Raw genomic sequence first — 17,218 nt, 5'->3', positions numbered from 1 at the left:
TAACCTCATTCTAATTTCTTCCAATTGAGTACATGTCCTTTTTAAAGGTAAAGTACTCTTGCGAGGGAAGGATTTGTTGAAGTCCCACGATTTTTCAGGGATTTTTAATTGGGAGGAAAAATCTGCTCTTTTCCCATTTAGGTTAATCCTAATAAAAATTGGTCGTTCAGAAGCTGAACCTCTGTTCTTTCTAATGAAAAATGAGATGTTAAATGTGTTCTTCATGTCAGTAAATTTTAAAGTGGTCAAATGACCCTTTGCCTCCAAGTGGAGGACTGACACAAAAACAACTAAAATTGAACTGCTACTTTAGCAGCTGTAATGACAACGACAACACAAGTATAAAACTTAAAGTGTACACTAGCAAAAAATGAGTGTACACCGGATTGTACACTGGGCTTTTAATTTTCTTTAGTTTTAAATGTATTCATATGAATACTAAAACCCACTATACATAAAAAAAAGCAGCATTCGGTGAATGCTGCTTTAGTAATTGTCGGGGTGGCAGGATTCGAACCTACGACCTCCTCGTCCCAAACGAGGCGCGATACCGGGCTACGCTACACCCCGAGATTTAATATTCAATCTCATTTTTATTTTAAAGAACTTCTGCGGAGAGAGGGGGATTACTTATACACACAAACCTTGCGCCATTCCCCTCGTGAAGCTTTGCTTTCGAACCCTAAGGTTCTCATCCCCAAAATAACATGCTGCGCTTTTGGTGATTTAAGCTTCTCCGAATTAAGTTAATTATTTAAAGAACTTCTGCGGAGAGAGGGGGATTCGAACCCCCGGTACGCTTTAACACGTACGCATGTTTAGCAAACATGTGGTTTCAGCCGCTCACCCACCTCTCCGGGTTTTAACTCAAATCCCCTCCTCGTTTCCGAAAAGTGATGCAAATATAAAGGAAGTTTTTCGTGTATACCAAATCGCAATCAAAATAAATCTAACTTTTTTTAGAGATAGTTTTCATCTTGCTGTCAGCCAGTATATTAATTTATCAATAATTCTTAATTCATTTTCTAAATTAGAAGTTCATTAATCCGTAAAAAACATAACAAGCCAATCTTTCTTCCGTTTTATCAATCTTAGAAGTAAAACAGCGTTGCCCTTTACGTTTGCTTTTATATTTTTGTAAAAATTAAAATCTATGACTTGGATTCACTCCCTCGGGGCGGAAGAAATTATCTTTATTATTATATTTTTAGTGCTCTATTTGGCTTATACCTATAGGGTTTTTACCGTTGCCAAAAGGGTAGGGCAAGCATATTCCAATATCTTACCTAAATTTCTTTTGCGAACTGCTATTTTTGCTCTGCTTATTGTTTCACTTTTAGGTCCTTCCTTTGGGGATGATAAAAAAGAAATAAAGGCGGTAGGAAAGGATATTATGATTGCGGTGGATTTATCTGCTTCTATGGACGCTTATGATGTAGCACCCACAAGACTAGAAAAAATAAAGTTTGAGTTGAAAAATATAGTGGATGCTTTCAATTCAGATAGAATCGGCTTGCTGATTTTTTCTTCTGAAGCTTTTGTGCAATGTCCGCTTACATATGATCAAAATGCTTTGAATCTTTTTATTGAGACTCTAAATACTGGATTAGTACCCGGTAGTAGTACTGATTTTGGTGGTGCCTTAAGTATGGCACATGATAAATTGACATCAGAAGAAGCCCCCTCTAGTCAACAAAAATCAAAAATTATCATTTTAATTAGCGATGGTGAAGATTTCGGTGATAATACCGAAAGTGCTGTATCAAAAATCAATGATTCCGGGATTCGATTATTCTCATTAGGGGTAGGAACAGAAGAAGGAAGCAAAATCAGAACCAGAAGAGGGTTTAGAAAAGACAAAAACGGAAATGATATCATTACCAAATTGGATTCGCGCTCTATGGAAAATTTGGCTGACCAAACAGATGGAGAATATTTTGAAATTAATAAAAATGTAAATGAAGTAGGTAGATTGATTTCCACTATTAATAATATTGAAGGGGAATTAAAAGACGCCAAAACTGTTGATGTATCAGCGAATAAATATTTTTATTTCTTGATCGCAGCAATTATTCTATTGTTGTTAGATTTAGTAACTACACTTAAAATCATAAAAATATGAAGAATCTTGTATTCATATTTATTGGATTAATTACTTCTTTTCAATTATCGGCTATTGATCCGGTGGGTAAAATAGCTAAAGCAAATGCGGCTAAAGAGAGAGCTGAGGAAGCTTTTTCTAATGGTAATTTTGAAAAGGTGATAGAGCATTACACTTATCTTCTGGATTCATTGAATTATGAAAGTCCTGAAGCTGAATTGAATAGAGCTCATGCTTATTTTCAATTGAAAGATACGGTTAATGCTTTTGATGCCTATAGGAGGGTTTCAGATGCTTCAAATCCTCAATTAAAATCCAAAGCAATGTTGCAGATGGGCAATCTATCTGAAATGCAGAAGGAGTATGAAAGTGCGCTTTCTTTTTATAAAGAAGCTTTAAAAGCTGATCCTACTAATGATAAAGCTCGTTATAATTATGAGCTGCTGAAAAAGAAAATGCAGGAGCAAGAGAAACAAAACCAGGATCAGAATCAAGATCAAAACCAAGACCAGAAAGATCAGGAAGAACAGGATAAGGAGAATAAGGATCAGCAGAATAAGGAAAATAAAGATTCTGAAAATCAGAAGAAAGACGAGAATCAAGAAAAGAGTCAAGAGGATAAGAAATCTGAGGAACAGCAACAAAAGGATGAAGCTGAACAACAGGATGGAGAGCAGAACGAGGAGAAAAAAGGACAAGAACAGGAACAAAAGGACCAACAAGAACAAAAAGAGGGAGAGGAGAAAAAGGATGGTGAAGAGCAGGAAATGAGTCCTAGCACAAAACAAAAGTTGGAAGAGATGAATATTTCAGAAGAAAAGGCCAAAATGATTTTAGAAGCTTTAAGAAATAAAGAATCTCAATATTTTCAGCAATTGAGGAAAAAGGCCACTAAAAAGCAAGATTCAGGAAAACCGGATTGGTAATCTGGATTCAGGTTTTATCTAAGGCTTATTTTAATTAATTTTACATTGAAACGACTAAAATAAAATAATAATGCAAGAAGTATATATTGTGTCCGCGGTAAGGACACCAATCGGAAGTTTTGGAGGAAGTTTAGCTAGTTTGACAGCTATTGATTTGGGCTCAGCAGCCATAAAAGGTGCTTTGTCCAAAGCCAATGTAGATGCTAAAGAAGTGAATGAAGTATTCATGGGAAATGTAGTATCTGCAAATTTAGGTCAAGCCCCGGCAAGACAAGCAGCTATTGCTGCTGGGTTAGGTTTTAACGTTCCTTGTACTACCGTTAATAAAGTTTGTTCATCTGGTATGAAGTCAGTAATGTTTGGTGCTCAAAGCATCATGTTAGGTCATGCAGATACTATAATAGCAGGTGGAATGGAAAGCATGTCTAATATTCCTTATTATATTCCGAAAGCTCGTTATGGCTATAAATATGGAAATGGCGAGTTGGTAGACGGTCTTTTAAAAGATGGTTTATGGGAAGTGTATAACAAATTTCCAATGGGAAATTGCTCCGATAATACTGCAAAAGAAATGAAGATATCTCGTGAAATGCAGGATGAATATGCTATCAATTCTTACAAAAGAGTAGCAAAGGCGACTGAGGACGGAAGTTTTAGCGATGAGATTGTTCCTGTTGAGGTACCACAAAGAAAAGGAGATCCATTAGTGATAACAGAAGATGAAGAATTCAAAAATGTGAAATTTGAAAAAATCCCTTCTTTGAGACCAGTATTTTCTAAAGACGGAACAGCTACAGCCGCTAATGCTTCCACTATCAATGATGGAGCATCGGCATTAGTATTGATGAGTAAAGAAAAAGCGGATGCTTTAGGGATTAAACCAATTGCAAAAATCAGAGGATTCGGTGATGCCGCTCAAGATCCACTTTGGTTTACTACTGCTCCTTCTTTAGCTATTCCAATTGCAATGAAAAGAGCTGGAGTTAGCAAAGAAGAAGTTGATTTTTATGAAATTAATGAAGCTTTTTCTGCTGTAGCTATTGCCAATAATATGGAATTAGGTTTAGATCCTGAGAAAGTGAATGTATTTGGTGGTGCTGTGGCTTTAGGTCACCCATTAGGTGCTTCCGGTGCTAGAATCATGACCACTTTACATTCTGTAATGAGCCAGAAAAATGGCAAAATCGGAGTAGCCGGTATTTGCAATGGTGGTGGTGGTGCTTCTGCTATCGTAATTGAAAAAATGTAAATAAAAAGTTCTATTTAGGTAAAATATATATCATCTAAGATTTTAGGAACTTAATCGACTTTATAGTCATTCAATCATATTTTAACAGCTTGTAATTAATCTTTACAAGCTGTTTTTAATTAATTCCTTTTTAGATTTTCATGCGAAACTTTATCCTCATTATGCAAGGCTAGCTTTTTTAGCCAATTCAAAAAAAAGGTACTCAAAACAATACCGAATAAAGAACAAATTGAAATAAATAATTCTTTTCGGGAGTTTTCTGCAAACAAAGATATTCCCCTAACTGGGGTTAATGTCTAGGATTGCCCTAATTTCTTTAACATACCTATACCTGAAACAAAAAATATAAACCCTAAAATAGTCATAGCCCATGAGTTTAGGTTGATTATAGGAGTGCCAAATATGCCCAGAACTCCGAAAATCAGTCCAAGTGCTCCGGCAATGGTTAGTATTATTCCAATTATCTTAATAGCCATAAAAAATAGATTAGTTTGAAAATACTAATGTACAATAAAAATTGGGCTTAGTTATGCAGGGTAATTTAGAAAGCCTTAAACCGCCCTAATATATCTTTTCACCCATAAAAATAAGAACAACTTCTTTTTTGATTTTTTCGTGCAAACAATATAGGCTTTTACTTTTAAAAGGCCTGCATCTGCTGACAAACTATTATGTTCATAATCATCATTTAAATTGATAATATGAACATAATCAACTATCAGCTGTTTTTAAGCAAGTCCTATTTAGGTGAAATATATATATCATCTAAGATTTTAGGAACTTAATCGACTTTTTAGTTATTCTATAATATTTTAACAGCTTGTGAGTTATCTTTACAAATTGTTTTTTATAACCCTATTTAGATTTTCCATGCGAGCATATTTTCTTTTCGTTTCTTTATTTTTCTTCTCCATACAAAGCTTGAGTGCTCAGGAATTGCAAAAAATTTCCAATTATTACGATAGTGCTGATAGTAAAACCAAAGAGGTTTATTTCATAGCTAATGGCGATAGTAGTCAGATTGAAGGGAATTATAAGAAATTCTACAAAAGCGGTGAGCTTATGGCAAAAGGTTCATTCGAGGATGGTAAAGAAGAAGGTGTTTTCGAAATGTTTTATCCTGATGGGAAACTTATGCGAACTACTGAGTTTGAAGATGGAAGCCGTACGGGAAAGACTATTGTTTATGGTGAGGAAGGAAATGTATTACAAGAAGCTCATTTTAAAAATGATACATTAAATGGAAAACTGAAATTATATTATCCTGATGGACAGCTGAAAAGTGAGAGTGATTTTAAAGATGGGAAGCCGGATGGAGAGGTATTAGAATATTTTGAGGATGGAGTTTTAGCTCAACGTATTACCTATAAAAAAGGAGAGCCGAATGGCGTAACGGAACGCTACTATCCCAATGGGAACAGGAAAACTGAAGAGCATTACATAGATGGAAAACTAAGTGGTGCTTTTAAAACATTTTTTAGTAATGGTCAGCTTGAGACTATTTTTGAAAATCAAAAAGGGGTTAAGTCAGGTGAATTTAAGACCTATGACCGAGAAGGTAATTTGCTTTTAATAGGTCATTATAAAGAGGGTGAACTGGAAGGGGAGAATATCTCCTATTATCCTGATGGAACCGTGAAAGTTGAAAGGAATTATAAAGATGGTTTCCTTACTGGAGAAGTATTGGAGTTTAGAAAGGATGAAAGCCTAGCGGTTAAAACAATCTATTCAAATGAAGCGAAGGATAGGGAAGTGGAAGAATACTGGGAGAATGGAGAGCTAAAATCTAAAAAATATTTTAAAAGTGATGAGCCTTTTGGAGAATGGAGTTATTATAATGAGGAGGGTGAAATAATTAAAGTTGAGAATTATAGCAATGGACAATTGCATGGCGCATACGCTGAGTATTTTCCAATGGGCGATTTAAAATATGAAGTGAAATATCAAGCGGGTAAAAAATCAGGATTAGAAATTTCATATTTCGAAAGTGGGCAAGAAAAAGAAACCACCATTTATAAATTCGGGAAGACTCATGGCGAACATTTTAAATATCATAAAAATGGAACAGTAGCCTTAAGTGGAAAGTATGCAGGAAATAAGAAGATTGAAGAATGGAAATATTTTGATGAAGAAGGCGAATGGCTAAAAACTGAAATCTATTTTAATGATAAACTGCAGGAAACTAAATCTCCTGAGAAGGAGAATTAAAAAAAACTAGTCCTCAAATGGGGGAAGTCTCACAGAATAATCGTTGCTGAAAATAATAAGCTTTATCTCTGTATTTATTAAAATTCAACCAAAATATTTAATTGAGTATTCACGGTATTTTGAATTGAACTTCAATACAGATAAGTGAGATTTTGATACTGTAGAAAATGCTGGTAATCTTATTACTTCCTGATGAAGTAAATCTGGGAGAGCTATCCCCTAGAGGCTTTATAGGGGTGTTGGCTGAGTAGAATAAGGTGATGTCGTTAGGAAAACTGAAATCTTGTTACAAAGGAGCAAAAAAAAAGGAAAAAAAATGAAAGTAAAGAACACCTTAAGGCTCGATTGGTATTAGAAACTTAAATCGTAAAAGAGGATAAAATAAGCAATTACAATTCCTTCAAAACAGACAAATATTCTTCTTTCACTTTTATGCTGACCAAATTATAAAAAAGTATTGCTCCTGTAGAATACATTATAATATCAATCCAATCAGCAGTATATACTGAAGGATTTACAAATGGTAAAATTGCTTCAAACAAAAGGCTGTAAAACACTACAGTTATGATGATTGCATTTTTGTCTAAAAAATATAAGTCTTTAATAGGATGAATCCATTGAATTATTTGCATTCCAAGACCTAGTACAATAGGCATGCAAAGTAAATCATCAAGGTAAGCATGTAGTATTGGGACTGAATACCCGAATCCTTTTTCTATTATTTGATGAATCAAGAAAAGTAGAATACTACTTAAGACTAAAGGATGTTTTAAAATCTTGAAATTCATCTTTAAAGTGGTAAAACTGCTGCAAGCCAGGCGAAAAAACCAATGATTGACATTATGACGATATAAGTCATATTCCCTGTTTTTTTTCCAAATTTAATAAAAGGGCTATCATCTTCATGGATGGTGAACATCCATTTATCAAGTTGTTCTTGCTTAAATTTTTTGATTTTTTCTAATCGTTCTTTTGTAGGATCCTGAATGATTTCACCACAATTAGAGCATTTTTGCTTGCCTGAACCTTCAATAGTGTTCCATTCTCCACAATTTTTACATTTTACCGAATTTGCCATGTTAAGCTATACGGTAGGAGTGTTAGGCAGTTTTATAAATTCCTATAGCTAAAAGAACCCAGGCTGCAATTAAAAATACACCTCCAATTGGAGTAATAGCTCCTAGTTTGGTAATACCTGTTGCACAAAGGACATATAAGCTTCCTGAAAAGATGATAATACCTATCAAAAAAGAGTAAGAAGCATAATTTAAAAATCTATGTTGAAAATGAAGCATCAAAATGCCCAAAAGTATCAAAGCTAAACTGTGGTACATTTGGTATTTAACAGCCGTCTCATAGGTTTCCAACCTGCCTGAAGCACTTAAACAATCTTTCAAAGCATGAGCCCCAAAAGCGCCTAAGATGACCGAAATTGCTCCTGAAATACTTCCTATTATGATGATTAATTTGTGTGACATTTCTTTTTAGTTATAAGTTTTTTGTTTTAAGTCGTAGCGAAGCGGAGATCCCGAAACGAAGGAATCGGGATAAGTAAATTTTTTAGTTTCTGGTATCAAGAAAACTTAGAACTTCCCACTCTAAACTTTTTTCTTCCCACTATCATATTTTCACCTTATTTCCTTTCATTACATTGCAATATTTCTCCTTTAATATTGTCCTAATTTCCCCTTTGGGTATTAAGGGGCTTTCCGGTCTGACCTGCGATACTGACCTAAGTGTTAACATCCAACATCCTTACCCCACTTCAATTCTTCCTCTTTGATGGATTAAAGGCTCTAATTCCCCCTTTAGGGGGCTAGGGGGCTCCGTTCCCCAAATATCTTACTCCCAATCCGAACCATAGTGCTGCCCTCTTCTATAGCAATCTCGTAATCTCCGCTCATTCCCATGGATAATTCCTTGAGATTTAGCTTTTCATCATTATATTGATCAGCAGTTTTGTCAAACAGCTTTTTAAGGCTTTTAAATTCCCTTCTAATTTTTTCAGTGTCCTCTGTAAAAGTCGCCATCCCCATCAAGCCCTGGACTTCAACATGATTCATTTCCCTGAATTCATCCGAAGATAATAATTCGTGCAATTCCTGCTCATCTAAACCGTATTTGTTTTCCTCTTCCGCTATATGAATTTGTAATAAAACAGGAATAACTTTATCGATTTTTTTTCCTTGTTTATTGATTTCTTTTAGCAAACGGACGCTGTCTACTGAATGAATCAGATGCACAAATGATGCAATATATTTCACCTTATTTCTTTGCAAATGGCCAATCATATGCCATTCAATATCCTTTGGTAGCGTTTCTGCTTTATCGGTTAATTCTTGTACTTTATTTTCGCCTAATGCCCTTTGGCCAGCCTCGTATGCTTCCATCAAATCTTCATTGGGCTTTGTTTTACTCACTGCCACTAAATGGCAATTGCCTAAGGATTCTTTAACTGCTGATAAATTTTCCGCTATACTCATTGAAATCGTTTTATGATTTTAAATCGGTAAAATAAAATAATGTTGTCTTTATGAAAAAGTTATTTTTATGTATTTTGAATGTTATATATTTGTCTCATGGACTATTTTTTAATAATTAATTTCAAAGGTAAAAGTTTAAGTTTTCACATTGCTTAAATTTTCAACTTTTGAGTATCAACCACAAAATAAATGACACTTTTAGGTAATCTTATTAAACAAGGGATACGGATTCGTGAGAGTTTAGATCAGGATTATACCCCTCCTTTTGAATTGCAGAAAACAGAATTCAGAAAATTGATTATTGGGGCTCGTAATACACAATTCGGTAAAGCTTATAATTTTTCAGGAATACTTCAATCGTTGAAAAAACAGGAGGATAGAAACTTTTATAAAGACTTTAAAGCTCAAGTTCCTGTTCATGATTATAACAAAATGCATGAAGATTGGTGGCACAAATGTCTTGAGGGTGAAAAGGATGTCACCTGGCATGGAGCCATCAAATATTTCGCTCTAAGTTCGGGCACTTCAGGTGCATCATCAAAACATATCCCGGTTTCTTTGGAAATGGTAAAAGCTATCCAGAAAACCAGTGTACGTCAAATATTATCGCTTTCACGCTATGAAGGCTTACCCTCTTCCGTATTTGAAGGTGGAACCTTGATGGTGGGAGGAAGCACTGATTTGCAAGATAATGGCAACTATGCTGAAGGGGATCTGAGCGGAATCACCACTTCCAGAATTCCATTTTGGTTTCAGCGCTTCTATAAACCGGGTAAAGCCATTTCCAGAAAGAAAGACTGGGAAGATAAGCTAGAGCAAATGACTCTTAAAGCTAAGAATTGGAATATAACCATCATAGCGGGTGTACCAGCTTGGATCACGATTTTAATTGAGAAAATTATAAAGCATTATAATCTTAAAAATATTCATGAAATATGGCCGAATTTTGAGATTTATGTGCATGGGGGAGTAGCTTTTGAACCCTACAAACAAGGATTTCAGAAATTATTGGGGCGAGATATTAATTTTATTGATACCTATTTGGCTTCCGAGGGATTTATTGCTTTTCAGGCAAATCAAGGTTCTGACAGCATGCGTCTGGTTCTAAATAATGGAATCTTCTATGAATTTATTCCCTTCACTGAGGAAAACTTCGATGATGAAGGAAATATGCTTGAGAATCCTAAAACACTGATGGTAGATGAAGTGGAGGAAAATGTGGATTATGCATTATTGATATCTACTTGCTCTGGTGCTTGGCGCTATTTAATAGGAGATATCATTAAATTTGTTTCCAAAACAGATTCTGAAATTGTGATCACAGGTAGAACCAAACATTTTCTAAGCCTCTGTGGGGAGCATTTATCAGTGGATAACATGAATAAAGCTTTATCAGATGTTTCAACTGAAATGGGATTTGATTTAAAGGAATTTACAGTTTTAGGTGTAAAGCACGGTTCTTTATTTGGACATGATTGGTATGTGGGAACTGATAATTTAGACGTTGATGAAACTATCTTAAAAGAAAAGCTTGATAATCGATTGAAAAAGCTAAATGACGATTACAAGGTAGAGCGAATTGCTGCTTTAAAAGACATTACAGTGAAAGTCTTGCCTAATGAAGTATTTATAGAATTTATGGAGAGAATGGGAAAAGTAGGTGGACAAAATAAATTCCCTCGAGTTTTAAAGGGAGATAAACAAAAGGCCTGGTTAGATTACCTGGCTGAAAAAAGTATTAAATAATATATGATTGCAGTTATCACCAAAGGTGTATTGTTTGGTTTGTTGCTGGCCGTAATGTTGGGACCGGTATTTTTCGCACTAATTCAAAATAGTATAATAAAAGGATTTAAAGCTGGTATTTATATGGCTTTAGGGATTGCAGTAGCAGATACTGCCTATATTTTCTTAATGTATTTCAGTGTTAAACTTTTTGAGAATAATGATACTGTATCCGTTTTGATGGGTGCATTAGGAGGTTTAATTATATTGGTAACAGGCATCCTGAGTTTGAGGAAAAAGACTGTTAGATTAGAAGATCAGAAGGTTAATTCTCGAAATTCTAATTTTATTAAGCAATTTGCAAAAGGTTTTTTTTTAAATGGTATCAATCCTTTTGTTTTGCTTTATTGGCTTGGCGTAATGACTTTAGTGACCAAAAGCTATCAATACGAACAAAATGAAGTAGTTGTATTTTTCTCAGCAATTATCGGTACTTTATTGATTACGGATTTCTCAAAAGTAGCACTTTCCCATCGTCTGCGAGCTTGGGTAACTCCCAAGAGGATAAATATTATGAACAAAATAGTGGGTGTAGCACTTGTATTGTTTTCCGTTAGGTTATTTTATCATGCCTTTGAACATTATAATTGACCTTTTGACACTTAAACCTGTCTGGGTTTCTAATTGATAGTGGTACTATGAGTTTAAAGTTTATACCTGTTTGCTTTACTAAAGCTGACAGGCCTTGATTAAACCGATTTAAAATTTGATAGCTATGCAGAAATTTTTTCTCACTTTTGTCTTAACTTTCTTTCTTTTCAGCTTTGATTCTCTAGCTCAAAGTCCTTCAATTTCTCAAGCTTATGAAAATGATGTAAAAATCAGAAAAACGGGTATGGCTATTCTAGGCGCCTGGGCTGTGGGAAATATGATTACAGGTGCTATCGGAAGAAGTCAGACCACTGGTCAAACTGCCTATTTCCATGAAATGAATTTGATTTGGAATGTCGTGAATTTGGGAATTGCAGGAGCAGGCTATTATTTTACTTCGACAGGAGATATACCTGAAACGGCTTCAGCCTTATTAAATGACCAAATGAGCTTTCAAAAGATTTTGCTCTTTAATGCCGGTTTGGACTTAGCTTACATAGCCAGTGGATTTTATTTGATGGAAAGAGCTAAAAACACTACTAATAAACCAGAGCGATTAAAAGGTTATGGTAAATCTGTGATTTTGCAAGGTAGTTTCCTCTTTGTTTTTGATATCATTCTGCATACTATCCACAGCAAATAAAGCAGTCAGATTTCGGATTTTTTAACTCATGTGCAATTAGGACCGAATCAGGTAGGGATAGTTTTTGGGCTTTAAAATTTTTGATCCCACTTACTTCTTCTTTTAACACGGGCTCATGCGAGACGTTTGAGCCTTTTACGCATCTTTAAGCTCAAGCCAAACCTTTTAAATACAAATTAAACTCTAAAGAAGTAATGGTTTTGAATTCGTCTACTTCTAAATCTTCTTTGATATCCTCATCAAATTGCATTTTAGTTTTTTCCAGCTTCTTGTCAGGGTGAACGATTAATTCAAGGCCGCTAAAATCTAGAGGATTGACTTGTACCAAGACGATATAATCATCAAAAACTCTTTTGTAATATTCGTGGACTACTGCGCTGCTTTTCATAACCTCTTTAATAAAAATTGAACTGATTTTAAGTAGTAAAGGCATAAGCGAGACTCTTGCACCATCAATGATGCTAATTCTTGGCAAATCCTTCTTTTTTCTCTACCTGTTAACGGTCAGACGCCTAATGCGTCAGACCGTGGTAAAGCTATCTTTATACAACTATATTTACAATTTTCTTAGGTACAATAATCATTTTCTTGATTGGCTTGTCCTCAATCCATTTTTGAACTTTAGGATTTTCTAAGACAGCCTTTTCTATTTCCTCTTTGGGTGTATCCAAGGCAAATGTCATATTATCTCTGTGCTTTCCATTTACTGAAACAGGATAGGTATGCTCATCTTCTTTTACAAATTCAGGATTGAATGTTGGCCAACCAGCTTCCGAAATACTGCCCTCATTGCCCAATAATGACCATAATTCCTCACAAATATGAGGTGCGTAAGGTGCAATAATTCTAGTCAAGTCACTTAAAACGGCTTTGTTATTACATTTTAATTCAGTTAGCGTATTCACGCAAATCATGAAAGTGGAAACAGAAGTATTAAAGGAGAAATGTTCAATATCATATTCTGCCTTTTGTATAGCCTGATGCAATGCTTTTAAAGCTTTTTTATCTGGTTCGCTTTCTTCTACTTTGAAGTTTCCGTCCCCATCATGGAATAATCTCCATAATTTTTTCAGGAATTTATGCGTACCATCAATTCCATTTGTATTCCAAGGTTTGAATTGCTCTAATGGGCCTAAGAACATTTCATATAAACGCAAGGTGTCTGCTCCATATCGCTCAATCACATCATCAGGATTCACCACATTGTACTTGGACTTGGACATTTTTTCTACTTCCGCTCCGCAAATATATTTTCCCTCTTCTAAAATGAATTCTGCATCAGCATGCTCAGGTCTCCATCTTTTAAATGCTTCTAAATCCAATGAATCATTATACACAATGTTGACATCTACATGAAGTCTTTGGGTTTTGTAATCATCTTTTAATCCATGAGAGACAAATTTGTTCTCCCCTTCAATTCTATAAACAAAATTACTTCTTCCTTGAATCATTCCCTGATTAATCATCTTTTGGAATGGCTCGTCCACGTTGATGTAGCCTAAATCATAAAGGAATTTTGTCCAAAAACGAGAGTATAATAAATGTCCAGTGGCGTGTTCTGAACCCCCTATGTATAAATCTACATTTTGCCAATATTTTTGCTTTTCTTCAGCTACAAATGCATTCTTATTATGAGCATCCATATAGCGGAACATATACCAGCTTGAACCTGCCCAGCCCGGCATAGTGCTTTTTTCCAATTCAAAACCATCTTCTGTTTTCCAGTTTTTAGCTCTGGCTAATGGTGGCTCACCGTCTTCAGTCGGTAAATATTTATCTACCTCAGGTAATTGTAAAGGCAATTGGTCTTCTTCTAATAAATAAGGAATTCCATCTTTGAAATACACTGGAACTGGCTCTCCCCAATAACGCTGACGACTGAAAATGGCATCACGCATTCTGTAATTGATTTTAGCACGACCAATTCCATTTTCCTGTAGGAAATCAATCGCTTTCATTTGAGCATCTTTAATGCTTAGCCCAGTCAAGAAATCAGAATTAATGATTTTATCATTTTCAACCACTTCTACTATTGGCAAATCAAAATGCTCAGCAAAGGCTTTATCTCTATCATCATCAGAAGGAACGGCCATTACTGCCCCAGTTCCATATCCTGCCAATACATAATCGCCAATCCAAACAGGTATTTTTTCTTCTGTGAAAGGATGGACAGCATAGGCACCAGTGAAAACTCCGGATACACGTTTCACTTCGGTCATTCTTTCGCGCTCAGAACGATTTTTTGCTACTTTCACATATTCTTCTACTTCTTTCTTTTGCTCTGCAGTAGTGATCTTCTCCACTAATTCATGCTCAGGAGCTAGAACCATAAAGGTTACTCCATAAATGGTATCTATTCTAGTGGTGAAAACCTCAATTTTCTCCCCATGATCAGCTACTTGAAAAGCCATTTGCGCTCCAACCGATTTTCCAATCCAGTTGCGTTGCATTTCTTTAATCGGTTCTGGCCAGTCTAAATCTTCTAATCCTCTTAGCAAACGATCCGAAAATGCGGATATCCTCATGCTCCATTGCATCATCTTTTTCCGCTCCACTGGATGACCGCCTCTTTCACTATAACCATCCTTTACTTCATCATTGGACAGTACAGTACCCAATGCCGGACACCAGTTGACCACTGCTTCTGATAAATAGGCGATGCGATATTTTAATAATATTTCCTGTTTTTCATTATCAGAAAAATTGAACCAATCTTCAGCACTAAATGGCTCAATATCTTCATCACAGGCAGCTTTTACTAATTGGTTTCCTGTTTTTTCAAAATGTTCCTCTAGAACTACAATATGTCGGGCTCTGTCATCTACTAAATCATACCAGCTGTTGAATAACTGCATGAAAATCCATTGTGTCCATTTATAGAATGACGGATCGCTTGTACGCACTTCTCTTTCCCAATCGTAAGCAAAGCCTATATTTTTTAATTGCTCGATATAGCGATTGATATTTTGCTCAGTAGTTATAGCTGGATGCTGTCCGGTTTGAATTGCATATTGCTCTGCAGGAAGTCCGAATGAATCAAATCCCATCGGATGTAGTACATTAAAACCTTGTTGCTTTTTATAACGGGCAACGATATCTGAAGCAATATAGCCTAATGGGTGACCAACATGCAGACCCGCTCCTGAAGGGTAAGGAAACATGTCCAAAGTGTAGTATTTTGGTTTGCTAAAGTCGTCTTCTGCTTTGAAAACCTGGTTTTTTTCCCAGTAGGCTTGCCATTTCTTTTCGGTTTCTCTGAACTGATATTCTGACATAATACTTTATATGTTAATCTTTTAAAGATTCTAAGTCTAATTGAGATGCAAAATTAAGGCTTTTGAATTGGGAAGGAATTAATTAGGCTAATCTTTTCAAAAAACAGCATAAAAAAAGGTGCCCGAAAGCACCTTTAATCATTAACCAACTAATCACTAAACTAAAACCTAACTAAAAAATTTCTTGATAATAAGATTTGGTTCTTTTAGCTGTTCTTTTTTGAAATCCTGCTTTTGAACATGACTCAAATAGGGATTTAGCTGCGAACCTAAAAGGAAAATTAATAAGCCGACTATTATTCCAATAGCGAGGAAGAAGTTTCGGTTCAAATTTTTACTCTTTTCCATTTTATCCTATTTTTAAATGTCTTTTACAATGATTATGCCAAAGCTGAAAAAGTTGCATTTATTTTCTTCTTTTTTCTTAACGAGATAAAATTTACCTTCGTATTCAAAAATTAAAATTTATGAAAAAAATTTTTCTATCGATTGCGGTATTAACAGTTATTGCATGCAATAAAAAAGAGAGTTCAGAAAATAGCTCTGAGACTAAAAAGACAGAAGTGGTTGATACTGCTAAGGAAGATGCGTTTTTGGGAGAACCGTTTAATGCAGAGGAAAAAGTTAAATTAATCAATTTAGTGAGTCAGATGCAAAATTTTGATTCTGTGGTGGCTGTTGTAGAAGCCAAAGTAACAGAAGTTTGTCAGGCAAAAGGATGCTGGATGAAAGTTGAATTACCCAATGGGGAATTTATGCGTGTGACATTTAAAGATTATGGGATTTTTATGCCTAAAAATTTGGCTGGTCAAATTGTGAGAATGAATGGAGTAGCGAAGAAAGAAGAAACTGATGTAGAAACCTTAAAGCACTTTGCTGAAGATGCTGGGAAATCAGAGGAAGAAATTGCTCAAATTACAGAACCAAAAATGGATTACAAATTCATTGCTTCAGGTGTGAAGTTAATGGATTAACGTTTGGAAGTGTTGATGTATGGGGAATAAAAAGCATCTGCCAGCTAGCGGATGCTTTTTTTGATATTGGGAAAATGTTATCGGTATAGTCCTCTGCTTTTTTTATGTCCGCTAAATATTCTACGGAAACGAAATCCACTTAGTGTGCTGAATCCACCCACTAAAGCGGCTATAACTCCTGAGATTATGACCATATAAATGCCATCGCTTAGCCCAAATAGTTCTGCAATTTTATTGGAAAGTATTCCGCTTGAATCATTATGGATAATAAAGGCTTGAATTAACCATAAGAAACCTAGTCCTACAAACCCGCTAAAAAATGTACTCAGGTTTTTACCTGCAATAATAGCACCTGCAAAAAACGCACAAATAGCCATTGACCACCAAGGAAAATAAAGCAATGAAAAATGTGATGCTACTACAATTATTATCGTTCGAATGATAAATTTCATTTTACTTTTGGGGTTAAAGTTTGAGTGAAAATAATATTATTTAGATCGGAGGCATTGGACTTATTTTCCAATTCATAATATTCTCCATTACTCCAGCTTTCAATTAAATTATCATAATAATAACTGCCTGGATTTCCTGATTGTCCACCTGGATAAATTCCGTAAGCTCTGATGGGCTCTTCTAAGGAAACTACCATTCTCCAGGAAGGGCCATGTCTTCCGGATGCTGCATTTAATATGTGTTTGTTTCCACCGATTTGAATACTATCCGTACTGAATGGTGCTAAACGAGCTAAATGCTGAACCGTGGTATTCTTAAAATTACCCCAGCTTAATTCTTTTTCAGTTGAAGATTTCCAGTTTTCTACTGAATCAACGGCTGATTGAAAACTCATTTGATATAAGTCTGTAATGCTTTCTTTTTGCTCAGTTTTTTGAATGTCTATAAATTTCTCATTAGGACTTTCCTTTAAAATCTGAACAGTTACCGGTAGCTCCGGTCTACGAACTGAAGTTTCTAATCCATAAAAT

Annotated in this window: 18 protein-coding genes and 2 tRNA genes; 8 read left to right on the top strand and 12 right to left on the bottom strand. The window is 35.2% G+C overall.

Features of this window, described 5'->3' with window-relative positions:
• The 3 genes from Q0L29_RS10170 to Q0L29_RS10160 all read right to left on the bottom strand — a co-directional run.
• Positions 1-225 (bottom strand): Arm DNA-binding domain-containing protein (locus tag Q0L29_RS10170; RefSeq protein ID WP_296621362.1); only part of this gene is annotated, 225 nt, incomplete at its 3' end.
• Between the two features lie 271 nt (positions 226-496).
• A tRNA-Pro gene (locus Q0L29_RS10165) sits at positions 497-570 on the bottom strand.
• Between the two features lie 198 nt (positions 571-768).
• Positions 769-857, bottom strand: a tRNA-Ser gene (locus Q0L29_RS10160).
• A 296-nt stretch (positions 858-1,153) separates the two neighbouring features.
• Here Q0L29_RS10160 and Q0L29_RS10155 point away from each other — a divergent pair.
• The 3 genes from Q0L29_RS10155 to Q0L29_RS10145 all read left to right on the top strand — a co-directional run bounded on the left by Q0L29_RS10155 (position 1,154) and on the right by Q0L29_RS10145 (position 4,276).
• A complete protein-coding gene (locus tag Q0L29_RS10155) occupies positions 1,154-2,122 on the top strand; it encodes a VWA domain-containing protein (protein WP_296621360.1) in 969 nt (322 codons plus the stop codon).
• Positions 2,119-3,027, top strand: coding sequence for a tetratricopeptide repeat protein (locus Q0L29_RS10150; protein ID WP_296621359.1), 909 nt, complete (start codon positions 2,119-2,121; stop codon positions 3,025-3,027). Before Q0L29_RS10155 ends, Q0L29_RS10150 begins: the two co-directional genes overlap by 4 nt.
• 70 nt (positions 3,028-3,097) lie before the next feature.
• Positions 3,098-4,276, top strand: a complete 1,179-nt coding sequence (locus Q0L29_RS10145) for an acetyl-CoA C-acyltransferase (RefSeq protein ID WP_296621357.1) — start codon at positions 3,098-3,100, stop codon at positions 4,274-4,276.
• Between the two features lie 296 nt (positions 4,277-4,572).
• Here the strand turns inward: Q0L29_RS10145 and Q0L29_RS10140 are convergent, their stop codons facing one another.
• On the bottom strand, positions 4,573-4,752 hold the full coding sequence (locus tag Q0L29_RS10140; protein ID WP_296621356.1) for a hypothetical protein: 180 nt from the start codon (positions 4,750-4,752) through the stop codon (positions 4,573-4,575).
• Positions 4,753-5,146: 394 nt separating this feature from the next.
• Here Q0L29_RS10140 and Q0L29_RS10135 point away from each other — a divergent pair, with 394 nt between their 5' ends.
• Positions 5,147-6,484, top strand: a complete 1,338-nt coding sequence (locus Q0L29_RS10135; RefSeq protein ID WP_296621354.1) for a toxin-antitoxin system YwqK family antitoxin — start codon at positions 5,147-5,149, stop codon at positions 6,482-6,484.
• Between the two features lie 389 nt (positions 6,485-6,873).
• Here Q0L29_RS10135 and Q0L29_RS10130 read toward each other — a convergent pair whose 3' ends face one another.
• From Q0L29_RS10130 to Q0L29_RS10115, 4 genes are all read right to left on the bottom strand, one after another.
• Complete coding sequence (locus Q0L29_RS10130) at positions 6,874-7,272, bottom strand: magnesium citrate secondary transporter (protein WP_296621352.1); 399 nt, start codon at positions 7,270-7,272, stop codon at positions 6,874-6,876.
• Between the two features lie 2 nt (positions 7,273-7,274).
• Positions 7,275-7,562 (bottom strand): hypothetical protein, encoded by a 288-nt coding sequence (locus Q0L29_RS10125; RefSeq protein ID WP_296621350.1) that lies wholly within the window; start codon positions 7,560-7,562, stop codon positions 7,275-7,277.
• A 22-nt stretch (positions 7,563-7,584) separates the two neighbouring features.
• On the bottom strand, positions 7,585-7,962 hold the full coding sequence (locus Q0L29_RS10120) for a DUF423 domain-containing protein (RefSeq protein WP_296621347.1): 378 nt from the start codon (positions 7,960-7,962) through the stop codon (positions 7,585-7,587).
• A 330-nt stretch (positions 7,963-8,292) separates the two neighbouring features.
• Complete coding sequence (locus Q0L29_RS10115; protein ID WP_296621346.1) at positions 8,293-8,967, bottom strand: YggS family pyridoxal phosphate-dependent enzyme; 675 nt, start codon at positions 8,965-8,967, stop codon at positions 8,293-8,295.
• 189 nt (positions 8,968-9,156) lie between these two features.
• On the opposite strand from Q0L29_RS10115, the gene Q0L29_RS10110 reads away from it, so the two are divergent.
• The 3 genes from Q0L29_RS10110 to Q0L29_RS10100 all read left to right on the top strand — a co-directional run bounded on the left by Q0L29_RS10110 (position 9,157) and on the right by Q0L29_RS10100 (position 11,986).
• A complete protein-coding gene (locus Q0L29_RS10110; RefSeq protein ID WP_296621344.1) occupies positions 9,157-10,713 on the top strand; it encodes a GH3 auxin-responsive promoter family protein in 1,557 nt (518 codons plus the stop codon).
• Positions 10,714-10,716: 3 nt separating this feature from the next.
• On the top strand, positions 10,717-11,343 hold the full coding sequence (locus Q0L29_RS10105; RefSeq protein ID WP_296621343.1) for a LysE family translocator: 627 nt from the start codon (positions 10,717-10,719) through the stop codon (positions 11,341-11,343).
• 124 nt (positions 11,344-11,467) lie between these two features.
• Positions 11,468-11,986: a hypothetical protein gene (locus Q0L29_RS10100; protein ID WP_296621341.1), complete on the top strand. Its 519-nt coding sequence runs from the start codon at positions 11,468-11,470 to the stop codon at positions 11,984-11,986.
• 151 nt (positions 11,987-12,137) lie between these two features.
• Here the strand turns inward: Q0L29_RS10100 and Q0L29_RS10095 are convergent, their stop codons facing one another.
• Together Q0L29_RS10095 and leuS are read right to left on the bottom strand one after the other, a co-directional pair.
• Positions 12,138-12,374 (bottom strand): hypothetical protein, encoded by a 237-nt coding sequence (locus tag Q0L29_RS10095; protein ID WP_296621340.1) that lies wholly within the window; start codon positions 12,372-12,374, stop codon positions 12,138-12,140.
• Between the two features lie 154 nt (positions 12,375-12,528).
• Positions 12,529-15,261 (bottom strand): leucine--tRNA ligase, encoded by a 2,733-nt coding sequence (leuS, locus tag Q0L29_RS10090; protein ID WP_296621338.1) that lies wholly within the window; start codon positions 15,259-15,261, stop codon positions 12,529-12,531.
• Between the two features lie 467 nt (positions 15,262-15,728).
• Between leuS and Q0L29_RS10085 the strand changes: the two genes are divergently transcribed.
• Complete coding sequence (locus Q0L29_RS10085; protein ID WP_296621336.1) at positions 15,729-16,235, top strand: DUF4920 domain-containing protein; 507 nt, start codon at positions 15,729-15,731, stop codon at positions 16,233-16,235.
• A gap of 77 nt (positions 16,236-16,312) precedes the next feature.
• Here the strand turns inward: Q0L29_RS10085 and Q0L29_RS10080 are convergent, their stop codons facing one another.
• Entirely contained in the window at positions 16,313-16,687 is a 375-nt protein-coding gene (locus tag Q0L29_RS10080; RefSeq protein ID WP_296621333.1) for a hypothetical protein, read from the bottom strand.
• A partial coding sequence (locus tag Q0L29_RS10075) for a penicillin acylase family protein (RefSeq protein ID WP_296621331.1) occupies positions 16,684-17,218 on the bottom strand: 535 nt, incomplete at its 5' end. The genes Q0L29_RS10075 and Q0L29_RS10080, both read right to left, overlap by 4 nt.

It is taken from the genome of Marivirga sp. (assembly GCF_024636815.1).
Lineage (GTDB): Bacteria > Bacteroidota > Bacteroidia > Cytophagales > Cyclobacteriaceae > Marivirga.
Note: the sequence above shows the minus strand (reverse complement) of the source record. Positions and strands in the feature narration are given on the sequence as shown.

Bases quoted from the DNA above. Each gene is read 5' to 3' on its own strand.
- Q0L29_RS10120 (WP_296621347.1), bottom strand. From the start codon at position 7,962: ATGTCACACAAATTAATCATCATAATAGGAAGTATTTCAGGAGCAATT.
- Q0L29_RS10130 (WP_296621352.1), bottom strand. From the start codon at position 7,272: ATGAATTTCAAGATTTTAAAACATCCTTTAGTCTTAAGTAGTATTCTA.
- Q0L29_RS10135 (WP_296621354.1), top strand. From the start codon at position 5,147: ATGCGAGCATATTTTCTTTTCGTTTCTTTATTTTTCTTCTCCATACAA.
- Q0L29_RS10140 (WP_296621356.1), bottom strand. From the start codon at position 4,752: ATGGCTATTAAGATAATTGGAATAATACTAACCATTGCCGGAGCACTT.
- Q0L29_RS10105 (WP_296621343.1), top strand. From the start codon at position 10,717: ATGATTGCAGTTATCACCAAAGGTGTATTGTTTGGTTTGTTGCTGGCC.
- Q0L29_RS10100 (WP_296621341.1), top strand. From the start codon at position 11,468: ATGCAGAAATTTTTTCTCACTTTTGTCTTAACTTTCTTTCTTTTCAGC.
- Q0L29_RS10125 (WP_296621350.1), bottom strand. From the start codon at position 7,562: ATGGCAAATTCGGTAAAATGTAAAAATTGTGGAGAATGGAACACTATT.
- Q0L29_RS10115 (WP_296621346.1), bottom strand. From the start codon at position 8,967: ATGAGTATAGCGGAAAATTTATCAGCAGTTAAAGAATCCTTAGGCAAT.
- leuS (WP_296621338.1), bottom strand. From the start codon at position 15,261: ATGTCAGAATATCAGTTCAGAGAAACCGAAAAGAAATGGCAAGCCTAC.
- Q0L29_RS10155 (WP_296621360.1), top strand. From the start codon at position 1,154: ATGACTTGGATTCACTCCCTCGGGGCGGAAGAAATTATCTTTATTATT.
- Q0L29_RS10085 (WP_296621336.1), top strand. From the start codon at position 15,729: ATGAAAAAAATTTTTCTATCGATTGCGGTATTAACAGTTATTGCATGC.
- Q0L29_RS10150 (WP_296621359.1), top strand. From the start codon at position 2,119: ATGAAGAATCTTGTATTCATATTTATTGGATTAATTACTTCTTTTCAA.
- Q0L29_RS10110 (WP_296621344.1), top strand. From the start codon at position 9,157: ATGACACTTTTAGGTAATCTTATTAAACAAGGGATACGGATTCGTGAG.
- Q0L29_RS10080 (WP_296621333.1), bottom strand. From the start codon at position 16,687: ATGAAATTTATCATTCGAACGATAATAATTGTAGTAGCATCACATTTT.
- Q0L29_RS10095 (WP_296621340.1), bottom strand. From the start codon at position 12,374: ATGAAAAGCAGCGCAGTAGTCCACGAATATTACAAAAGAGTTTTTGAT.
- Q0L29_RS10145 (WP_296621357.1), top strand. From the start codon at position 3,098: ATGCAAGAAGTATATATTGTGTCCGCGGTAAGGACACCAATCGGAAGT.